This window comes from Salinivibrio sp. PR919 (assembly GCF_001995355.1).
In the GTDB taxonomy this organism is placed as follows: Bacteria; Pseudomonadota; Gammaproteobacteria; order Enterobacterales; family Vibrionaceae; genus Salinivibrio; species Salinivibrio proteolyticus.
The window spans coordinates 63,047-70,577 of the sequence record NZ_MUFL01000006.1 but is presented as its reverse complement, the minus strand read 5'-3'; the positions used below and the strand labels follow the sequence as shown (position 1 = coordinate 70,577).

Here is a 7,531-nt window from a genome sequence, read left to right as displayed (position 1 = left end):
CCTTTAAGGCTTCTTCGTTATCCGCAATTTGCGTAATAGGGCGAAGCGTTTTCCCGTCTTCTTGATAAGCAAGCTTACGGAAGGCTTCACCAAACACTTTGTCTGCGGCTTCTAGTTCCATCGCGTACTGGTTGATGTGCTGCGCTTCTTGCGCTTTCGCCATCAATTCACGCGACTCCTCGACGCTTCTTATATCCTGATAAGAACTTTTCCAACCTAGAACGCCGGCAAAGTTACCTAAACCTGGATACAAGATTAGATACCCAACCCCAAACACTAACGTGGCCCAAAACATGTAAGACCACCACTTGGGAAGTGGGTTATTCAGCTCACGAATACCGTCGTAGTCGTGACCCATATCATCCCCTTCGGCAACACCCATCTTATCTTTGGTCGTCCAAATGATAAGGGCTGCACACCCTGCAATGGTGCCGAGTACGATGATTGTTACAAAGAGACTCCAAAACGTACTCATTCGCGATTATCTCCTGTCTTGTCTTTGGACTTATCCTGGTCCTCATCGGCGAACACCAGATTGGCCGCATCATCAAAGTGCTTTTTGCGACCTTTGCTGTAAGCCCAAATAACGATCCCAATGAAGCTAACAAATAGGACTACTGTCCAAATACTATGAAAGGTGCCGATATCCATAGGCCCTCCTTTTTTACTTCATTGCATGACCGAGTGACTGAAGATATGCAATCAGTGCTTCGATCTCTGTTTTACCTTCAACTGATGCCTTCGCATTCGCGATGTCCTCATCGGTATATGGCACACCGAATTGGTCACGGAACAGCTTCAACTTAGCCGCAGTGGTTTTTCCATCTAGCTTGTTTTCAGCAAGCCAAGGGAAACCTGGCATATTTGATTCAGGCACCACGTCACGCGGGTTAATCAGGTGGACACGATGCCATTCATCAGAATAGCGGCCACCCACACGTGCAAGGTCAGGACCTGTACGCTTCGAACCCCATAAGAACGGGTGTTCCCAAACACTTTCACCAGCCACCGCATAATGGCCGTAACGCTCTGTTTCTGCGCGGAAAGGACGCACCATTTGACTATGACAAACAGTACAGCCTTCGCGCACATAAATGTCGCGTCCTTCCATCTCTAGTGCTGTGTACGGACGAAGGTTATCTACCGGTTCAGTGGTTTGCTTTTGATAGATCAGCGGGGTGATCTCGACCAGCGCACCAAAACTGATTGCAACGATAATTAAAATCGCAAGCAGACCGGTATTTTTTTCAACGATTTCGTGGCGATTGGCACTCATTTATTCGTTCTCCTTATACCGCAGGCTCAAGCGACTTCAAGCTAGCTTCTGGCGCACGAATCGTTTTGTACGCGTTATAAGCCATCAGGAACATCCCTGAGAGGAAGATTGCACCGCCGATAAAGCGGACGAAATAGAACGGATATGAAGCCTCTAGTGATTCCACGAAGCTGTAGGTAAGGGTGCCGTCAGTGTTTACTGCACGCCACATCAGACCTTGCATCACACCAGAAATCCACATTGCCACGATATACAGCACAGTACCAATGGTAGCGAGCCAGAAATGCACGTTAACCAGTGATACGGAGTACATACGCTCTTGGCCAAATAGTTTTGGAATAAGGTGGTAAATGGAACCGATCGATACCATCGCAACCCAACCCAAAGCACCAGAATGCACGTGTCCAATGGTCCAATCGGTGTAGTGCGACAATGCGTTGACCGTTTTAATTGACATCATTGGGCCTTCGAACGTGGACATGCCGTAGAACGACAAAGAAACGATCAAGAAGCGCAAGATTGGGTCATAACGCAGTTTATGCCATGCACCAGACAGGGTCATAATACCGTTGATCATACCCCCCCAAGATGGAGCAAACAGGATCAGCGACATCACCATACCCAGCGACTGGGTCCAGTCAGGCAGTGCTGTATAGTGGAGGTGGTGAGGCCCCGCCCAGATATACAGTGAGATAAGTGCCCAGAAGTGAACAATAGACAGGCGATATGAGTACACTGGACGACCTGCTTGCTTAGGCACAAAGTAGTACATCATACCTAGGAAACCAGCCGTCAGTAGGAAACCTACCGCGTTGTGTCCATACCACCACTGCACCATGGCGTCGACGGCGCCGGCGTAGATAGAGTAGGACTTCATCGGTGAAACGGGGATCGCCATGCTGTTAACAATATGCAGTACAGCAATGGTCAGGATAAAGGCACCGAAGAACCAGTTCGCAACATAGATATGAGAGGTCTTACGCTTAATCAGTGTTCCGAAGAACACAATGGCGTATGCCACCCATACGACAGCAATAGCGAGGTCAATTGGCCACTCTAGCTCTGCGTACTCTTTCGAGGTGGTATATCCCATAGGCRGCGAGATTGCTGCGGCGATAATAACGGCTTGCCAGCCCCAGAAGGTAAACTCTGCTAACTTCCCTCCGAATAACCGTGTTTGACACGTACGTTGCGCAACGTAGTAAGACGTCGCAAACAGCGCACTGGTACCGAATGCGAAGATCACTGCGTTAGTATGCAGTGGGCGCAAACGGCTGTAGGTCAAATACGGAATATCAAAGTTCAGCGCAGGCCACACCAACTGAGCGGCAATAAGTACACCTACTGCCATGCCCACAATACCCCACAAAATAGTTGTTAGGGTGAATAAGCGGACAACGCGGTAGTTGTAGTCTTGTTCAAGCTGCTTAACTTGGCTCATATTGCATGCTTCCACTTTTTGGTTAACTACACTCACGTTTGATACGGACGAAGCCTCCGCTTCGTCTTGTTACATACCATCCCAAAGCACATCATCCGTCGCGTACGGTTTTTAACCGCTTTACTCGCTCCGTTGCTATTTCTTTGTAAAAATGGCATTTTCGGCCAGAATCATACTGTAGATAATGGGTGAAAAACAGGGGCTAACCCACACACTCAGTACGGCTTACCCCTCTTTCTTATAAAACTTTGACCTCTGTAACACGGAAAAACCTAACGATGGCAGCAGAAAAACTTACCAAAGGCCGACTCACGCAAATATTGGTGATGCTTACACTTTTAATCTCCGCGTTCATTTGGCGCACCCTTATCTATACGCCGGGACTTTCGAGTATAGACTGCGATGGTCGCCAAGGAGTTTGTGGCACATCACATTCCCCCAAATTGCTTACTTATCAATGGGAAAAAGAGGGAGATAATTTAAAATTCTTTTTAATATCAGAGACAAAGCCACATGTTGCCTACTGGTTGAAAGATGGCACACAAGCGCCGCAAGTCGCAGAATCCTCAGAAGAAACCCCAGAAGGCGTGCAACGAGTTTGGCAGTGGACATCAGAAACTCGGCCCGAGAGTCAAGACGTGTTTATGGTTGTCATTGATCAGTATCAATTCAAATTTGATTACCTAAAAACACTCAATTAATCTGCGTGTAAATTCGCTTTTTAAGCGACATATGTCGCTTATTTTCTGGAATGGCATTTATCTTAAGATTTCTCTAACCATTCTCTAAATGGATATCTTAAATATTTGATTATAAATGAATTTTGAATCTTCGCTCATTAAGAACACTGTCAAGGATGACAAAACTTCGCACTTTTTACCTTCTAGCAACGACTCATCATCAGTGTTAATTGTGTGATCCGACTTGAAAATAACTCTGTTAAAGCGTTTCACAATTTCTGTATCGGGTTTGTGTGCGGGGCCGTTTGGATTGAGTGATTGGATCGTGACAAATACAGGTTCTTGAATACAGAACGCCATCAAGGCACGCCATCCAACCGCAGATAAATAGGCCTCACCATACTCAAGGAGCACAACAGCACCATGAAGAGGACCTATTTGCCGACAGCATTCTTCCAACACTGTCAGGGTTTCACTCGCCGAAGGCTGCGCTTCACGAAAGCGAGCACGAGGCTCGTCTGCGACGATGTTTAAGCCGTTGGTTATTCGATGATCGATAATGATAGGGATAAAGCCTTGAGCGGCAAGTTGATGGGACAAAACGGCACCAAGTTTACAGGCCCCACCAAGCAGTGCGATAGGTCGACAGTCCATGTTTTTCGTCTATCCATAATAAGGTTGGATTTAGGATACGCGAGATAAGGTGCAATTTCAGCCACCTAAAGCGATGAATTCAGCGCCTAATGTGCGTATCATGACTATCCTTACTCATTAATGTGTCATTAAAACATACGGATTGTATGAAAATAGCGACAGCACATACGCGACTAAGCGATGCGAGCCAAGCAGCACACGCCCTGGCTCGTTCGCTAAAAGCACGATTAACCACACCACAGCTCTTAATGGTGTACTTTACCGAGCAGTATGACGCCAACCAGCTGCGAGAGACACTCACTGAACTGTTTCCTGACGCCCAAGTGATCGGCTGCTCAACTTGCTGTGGTGTAATGACACAAAGTGGCTATATAGAAGGGCCGTCCATTGCTGTCTGGGCGTGTAATGATGAGAAAGGATGCTATGGTTCCGCTTTGGTGCCGCACGAACCCCATCGTCAAGTCGCTGACTCTGCGCGTATTGCCTTGAACCAAGCGATCGAAAACAGTGGCCGATGTGGAGAGTTACCCAAACTCATTGCACTCCACAGCACCCCTGGTGAAGAAGAACATACGTTGGCCGCGATTCGAGAAGAACTGGGGGTTGCGGTGCCGGTGATCGGTGGCTCAGCTGCCGCGGATAGTGTGCAAGGGCAATGGCGTGTCTTCGATAGCCAACGCACTGCAAATACAGGGGTAGCGGTTAGTGTGTTTTATCCGTCAGCAAGAGTCAGCTACTCGTTTCATTCCGGCTACGCAGCTACTCAGCGCAGTGCAACAGTGACTGATGTAAGAGGGCGTCAACTAGTAAGTCTTGATCACCAGCCTGCGGCAGAGGTCTACAAAGCATGGTACGAGGCTGAGACCGGCACCGCTTTCGATGCACAACAACCGGTGTTCACACAATCCACATTGTATCCTTTGGGGACGCAAACAGGGACGATTCATGGTCTACCTTATTACACATTGGCGCATCCAATGGCATTTAATGAACAAGGCCATTTAGAGCTATTCTCTCAGCTCGAGGTTGGTCAATCGGTGTATCTGATGTCTGGAACCAGCGAAGGATTAGTCGCGCGCGCTAGCCGAGTAGTGGAATCAGCCAATGATCATGCGTTGCGGCAGCCTGAACCCCTAGGGGGATTAGCGATTTACTGTGCAGGATGCATGCTACATGTCAAAGACAAGCTAGAGCAGGTGGCTCACAATATTAATATTGCGTTATACGATGCGCCTTTCGTTTGTCCGTTTACCTTCGGCGAGCAGGGCTTGTTCAAAGGTGGCGAGTTGWCTCACGGTAATTTAATGATCTCAGCTGTGCTATTTCACAAGGATTAATCATGGCGTCGCAACGACTCACTGCGTCTGCTCGCTCAGACTCAGAATCGCTCCAAGAAACATTGTTTGAACTCAGTCGCGTTGAGGCGAGAGAAAAGCGTCTGCGTGAAGAAAACGATGCCATCTTATCTGCGATTTCGGCAATGACAGAAGCGACGACGAAAACGGATATCTTTGCTTCATTATTGGGTGTGATCCGTCGCTATGTCAGTTTTGATAGCGCCTTAGCTTTGAGCCGCAATCGAGAAACGGAAGACGCCTTCCGCTGCCTCGTAGCGACAGACAGTTCTCTGGAAACCGTGACTTGGCAAACGGGGGAGGTATTTCGTCGTTGCGTCCGCGGTGAGACAGTCGCGATTTATAAAYCAGGATTGGTCAAAGAGCTGCACTGTTTAACTCACCAGTATGCAGGATATATCAATGGAACAGCACTGATCAGTGGCCTGACTGTTAACGATAGTGAAGTTATGTTGGTCTTGCTGTCGCATCGCCGCGATTCATTCAACGACGAAGCCCAGCAAGTGTTAGACAGATTTCGTCCATTAATCCAACGGACGATTATGGATATCGATTATCGTCACCGCCTGCATACGCTGGTTGGGATCCGCACCCAAGAGCTCAATGCAAGTCGTCAACGGTTTCAAGATTTTGCCCAAACAGCCAGTGATTGGTTTTGGGAATTGGATAATAGCTTTCACCTAACTTACCTTTCTTCACCTTCAACCGATGCGGATATCGATCCGGAAGCGCTACTTAATAAAATCAAATCAGACACGGCGCTTAAAGCACGCTTAGAGCGACTCATCCGCCACGAGAAAGCATTCAGTGATATTGAATGGCATATGCGTGCTGGTACAAATGATTACTGGGTAAGTTTGTCGGGCCGCCCCTTCTATAATAAACGGGGAGAGTTAGTGGGGTATCGCGGCACAGCCAAGGATATTACCACCACCAAGCGTCGTGTCGAAGAACTGCAACAAGCACGCCAACAAGCAGAGCTAGCCAATAATGCGAAGTCGCAATTTTTGGCGGTGATGAGTCATGAAATACGAACCCCATTAAATGCGGTGCTGGGCCTTATTGACGCCCTGCAACATTCTTCGCTCAATGCCGATCAAATGGCGTGGGTAGGGCAGATGGATAAATCGGCTCAGTTGCTCTTAACGCTGATTAGTGATGTGCTTGATCTATCGAAAATTGAATCCAATCGCTTTTCACTGTCTCCCTCCGTTATGCGCCCAAGTGACAGTGTCACAAACGTCTATCAGCAATTGGTTGATCGCGCCGATAAAAAACATATCTACTTATCAGTGTCGGTTTCATCTGTGGTTCCCGAGACGATTTTTATGGATGAAAATCGCTTTACACAGATCTTACTGAACCTCATCGGTAACGCACTCAAATTTACCGATCGTGGTGGTGTCACCGTGTCTCTTGATGCAGAACAGCACACGCTGGTGCTATGGGTGAAAGATACCGGCATTGGCATCGAAAAAAACCAGCTCGCACGGATCTTTGATCCCTTTACTCAAGCAGACGGCAGTATCACACGCCGTTTTGGCGGGACGGGATTAGGGCTGTCTATCTGTAAGAAACTGGTTGAAATGATGGGCGGGACCATCAGCGTGCAAAGCGAGCTAAACCAAGGAACAGATTTCTGTGTCCGTTTGCCCATTATTGCGCCTCCCGATGACGCATTACCGCCGGAACAACTAGAAAGGAACGCGTATCATCACGATGTCGTACCGCCGATGACGATTTTAGTGGCCGAAGACAGTCGCGCCAACCAAATGGTGGTGAGACTCATGCTGGAAAAGCAAGGCCATCGAGTCATTCTGGCATCCAACGGTGAAGAAGCTGTTCACCATATTCAGCAACGCCTCGATGATTTTGATTTAGTGCTCATGGATATGTCGATGCCAGTGATGGACGGTATCGCCGCTACCAAAGCCTTACGGATGGCTGGTTTTAACAAGCCAATCATTGCTTTAACAGCCAACGCGATGGATGAAGATCGCCGCCGCTGCATTCAAGCCGGCATGAACGACTTCGTCACCAAACCGGTCAGAGCAGAAAGCCTCCATGCGGTACTCAGTGACTACCAGCCCAGAGTACATACCGAGTAACTCGTGCTAACGATTGC

The 7,531-nt window shown here is 48.2% G+C and carries 8 protein-coding genes; 3 read left to right on the top strand and 5 right to left on the bottom strand.

The features are described from left to right. The 4 genes from BZG83_RS02130 to ccoN all read right to left on the bottom strand — a co-directional run. A partial coding sequence (locus BZG83_RS02130; RefSeq protein ID WP_274532430.1) for a cbb3-type cytochrome c oxidase N-terminal domain-containing protein occupies window positions 1-475 on the bottom strand: 475 nt, incomplete at its 3' end. Beyond that, window positions 472-651 carry a cbb3-type cytochrome oxidase subunit 3 gene (locus tag BZG83_RS02125; protein ID WP_077456156.1) on the bottom strand — a complete coding sequence of 60 codons (180 nt, stop codon included), beginning with the start codon at window positions 649-651 and terminating at the stop codon, window positions 472-474. The genes BZG83_RS02130 and BZG83_RS02125, both read right to left, overlap by 4 nt. Before the next feature lie 13 nt (window positions 652-664). After that, a complete protein-coding gene (ccoO, locus tag BZG83_RS02120; RefSeq protein ID WP_069587701.1) occupies window positions 665-1,276 on the bottom strand; it encodes a cytochrome-c oxidase, cbb3-type subunit II in 612 nt (203 codons plus the stop codon). 13 nt (window positions 1,277-1,289) lie between these two features. Beyond that, window positions 1,290-2,717 (bottom strand): cytochrome-c oxidase, cbb3-type subunit I, encoded by a 1,428-nt coding sequence (gene ccoN / locus BZG83_RS02115; RefSeq protein ID WP_077479186.1) that lies wholly within the window; start codon window positions 2,715-2,717, stop codon window positions 1,290-1,292. Window positions 2,718-2,995: 278 nt separating this feature from the next. Between ccoN and BZG83_RS02110 the strand changes: the two genes are divergently transcribed. Further along, window positions 2,996-3,418 (top strand): hypothetical protein, encoded by a 423-nt coding sequence (locus tag BZG83_RS02110; protein ID WP_077479185.1) that lies wholly within the window; start codon window positions 2,996-2,998, stop codon window positions 3,416-3,418. Window positions 3,419-3,502: 84 nt separating this feature from the next. Here the strand turns inward: BZG83_RS02110 and BZG83_RS02105 are convergent, their stop codons facing one another. After that, window positions 3,503-3,997 (bottom strand): hypothetical protein, encoded by a 495-nt coding sequence (locus BZG83_RS02105; protein ID WP_131826263.1) that lies wholly within the window; start codon window positions 3,995-3,997, stop codon window positions 3,503-3,505. Between the two features lie 200 nt (window positions 3,998-4,197). On the opposite strand from BZG83_RS02105, the gene BZG83_RS02100 reads away from it, so the two are divergent. Continuing rightward, a complete protein-coding gene (locus BZG83_RS02100; RefSeq protein WP_077479183.1) occupies window positions 4,198-5,388 on the top strand; it encodes an FIST signal transduction protein in 1,191 nt (396 codons plus the stop codon). Between the two features lie 2 nt (window positions 5,389-5,390). Further along, window positions 5,391-7,514: a hybrid sensor histidine kinase/response regulator gene (locus BZG83_RS02095; RefSeq protein WP_077479182.1), complete on the top strand. Its 2,124-nt coding sequence runs from the start codon at window positions 5,391-5,393 to the stop codon at window positions 7,512-7,514. Window positions 7,515-7,531 lie beyond the last annotated feature (17 nt).